Origin of the sequence: Enterococcus lactis (assembly GCF_015751045.1) — a bacterium.
Taxonomy (GTDB): domain Bacteria; phylum Bacillota; class Bacilli; order Lactobacillales; family Enterococcaceae; genus Enterococcus_B; species Enterococcus_B lactis.
In genome coordinates this window covers 1-2,502 of sequence record NZ_BNJW01000058.1, presented here as the reverse complement: position 1 = coordinate 2,502, position 2,502 = coordinate 1, and the positions used below count along the sequence as shown (strand labels likewise).

At 30.5% G+C, this 2,502-nt stretch carries 2 protein-coding genes; one reads left to right on the top strand and one right to left on the bottom strand.

All coding sequences use genetic code 11. From position 1 onward, the window contains the following. Window positions 1-320: 320 nt before the first annotated feature. A complete protein-coding gene (locus KFO35_RS13945) occupies window positions 321-1,169 on the top strand; it encodes an LEM-3-like GIY-YIG domain-containing protein (RefSeq protein ID WP_002331982.1) in 849 nt (282 codons plus the stop codon). 270 nt (window positions 1,170-1,439) lie between these two features. Here the strand turns inward: KFO35_RS13945 and KFO35_RS14325 are convergent. Then, on the bottom strand, window positions 1,440-2,502 hold a 1,063-nt coding region (locus tag KFO35_RS14325; RefSeq protein WP_244653265.1), incomplete at its 5' end, for a hypothetical protein.

Sequence of the window (2,502 nt, the reverse complement as noted above, 5' to 3'; positions counted from 1 at the left end):
GCATATTAAGCGGGCTAGGAGGAGAAATATTCACATATCATTTTTTCATTCCGCAAGCTGCGTCAAGTTATTTGGAATTTGTAGAACAGATGAGAGAGGTAGAAGCAGCACTACAAACTACTTTTCAATAAGTAGGAATTATAGAAATTTTACTCAAAAAATCTTCATTAAAAAATCTGACTAAATAAGTTGAGAAAACAGAATATACTTCAATATCCAGTGATTTATAAATATCATTCACTCATGATACCCAGCTCCGTATCATAAATAATGATATTTTTTAAAGACAGGGAAAAAATAGTAAAACAGGGGAGTATCAAATGAGTGAACTTAAAAAATTTTCTACGTCTACTTTAGCTGAGTTGCAAAAAGACGAAAAGCATCTTTACTATGTTTATTGCTTGGTCGATCCTAGAAACAACCAGACTTTTTACATTGGGAAAGGAAAAGGAAATCGTATTTTTGCCCATCGTCAAGCGGCAATGAGTATGTTAAGAAAATCAGATTTACTTGAAGAAAATGAAACAGCTAAAACATTGAAAATAAAAACCATCCAAGAAATAAACAGAATGAATCTACAAATACTAAGTTACATACTTAGTTATGGTTTAACTGAGAGCGAGGCTTATGCCAGTGAGAATACGTTAATCAATTATGCTCAACTGATTCAAGGACTTTCTTTGACAAATTTAGTAAAAGGGCATGGTTCTAAGGCAATGTTAGTGGAAGAGATAGAAGAGCAATATGGATTCCAACCGATGCCAATCAATGAAATAGCGACAGATGAGTTGATTTTAGCAGTAAAAGTGAGAGATGCTTTTAATCTTTGTAAAGATGAGTCAAAAGAATATCCGATTGACGACAGTTTTCGTGATGATGATAATTTAAAATCTCGTACGCTAGGTAACTGGGTAATTGGTCGCGATAAAATACATCGAATTCGCTATGTTATAGCTGTTAATACAGGAGCAGACAACGCGGTTGTTGCTGCGTATAAAGTTTCTTCTCAATATTCGGAATCGAAGAAATTTGAAAATGGCCGAACACGCTATGCATTTCAAGCATTATCGAATAGAGAAGATACTTTGCGAGAACTTAATTTATATAAACGATCTTTGCCAGATATCAAATTTGGTAGTGGGAGTGCAATTGCTTACATTAACAACTAGAATAACGTTAATTATAATATTCATTTTCAACGGTATTTCCGGTAGTAGTAGTTAGCTGAAATAAATGTAAATTTAACTATATATTATATCCATGAAGCCCAATCTTCTTTAAAGAAGATTGGGCTATTTTTAATGGCAAAGAATTTGTGCGCGTTTATTCATATCTTGTTTTGAGACATCTGGATATACCTAAAATTTATGCTCTTATTTTAACGGATAAAAAAGGCAAAGCACTAAAAACCTCAGTATTTTGTCTACAGTCTGAAACCACTAGCTTGCACCAATGGTTTTAATTAATTGAATTACTTGTATCACGTTTTTTACCAACTGAATTTTTTGTTCTTTTTCCTCTTCTTCTTTTTTTAAAGTTTCTATTAACTCCTCAAAAGATATTATGAATTCCTCTTTTATTTTGTGCGTATCAGTAAATTCTATAAGAAAGGCTTTTTCCAATTCTATAAAGAAGACTTCTTCAGGAAACAGTTTTCTTAAATTCTCATGTTCTAGTCTATGTTTAATTTTAGAGTTTAAATTTTCATCCTTGTGGAGAGAGACAGCCTGAAGATCGAAGATGTTAAAATTGAAATATGTCTTTGTTAAAGTTTCAAGAATTTTCATATGATCGTAACCCTTCCAAGGACCTTCATATTTCATTTGCATAAGATGAATTTTTTCTATCCATTCACTCCACGAATTCTTTTTTTCTTGAATTATTGGTAAAGCGTATTCAACTATATTATTTATAATATCTTTATAGTCAATAGTTAATTCAAATTCTCCTCCATTTAAATTATTATATTTATATATATCATAAATTATTTGTACAGGACAATTATTTTTAAGATACTCACTAGCTTTATCGAAAACGGACTTATTTGTAGTAGAATAAAAAAACTCTTCATAATATACAAAAAATTCCACATGTTTTTTCGTAATTTCTTTTATACTTCGAATTCTTGGAGTTGATTCACATTCATAATAATCAGCAACACGTCTACGATCATTAATATATATATTCATATCCCATTTTTCCGCTTCACCAATGGAACATAATGCTGTTACTTCACATAAAATATCAATTAGTATTTTGTTTACATATTCAAAGTTTAATTTATTCCAACCTAATTTTTCTAAATTTGTTCTAGTTTCATTAGATAAACTGGGTGAAAATTCATTGGGAAAGACGGGGAGATGATAGCATACTTTTTTTATATTAAATATATCAGGGTGTAGATAACTCTGGTTACCAGTAATAGCTGTTGCTGCATACCAAGTGCCATTTACTATGCTTTTTCTAGTAAATAATTCATTTATCAAAAGTATTAGTTTTCTT

Excerpts from the sequence above, each read along its gene's own strand:
- KFO35_RS13945 (WP_002331982.1), top strand. The coding sequence starts at position 321 with ATGAGTGAACTTAAAAAATTTTCTACGTCTACTTTAGCTGAGTTGCAA.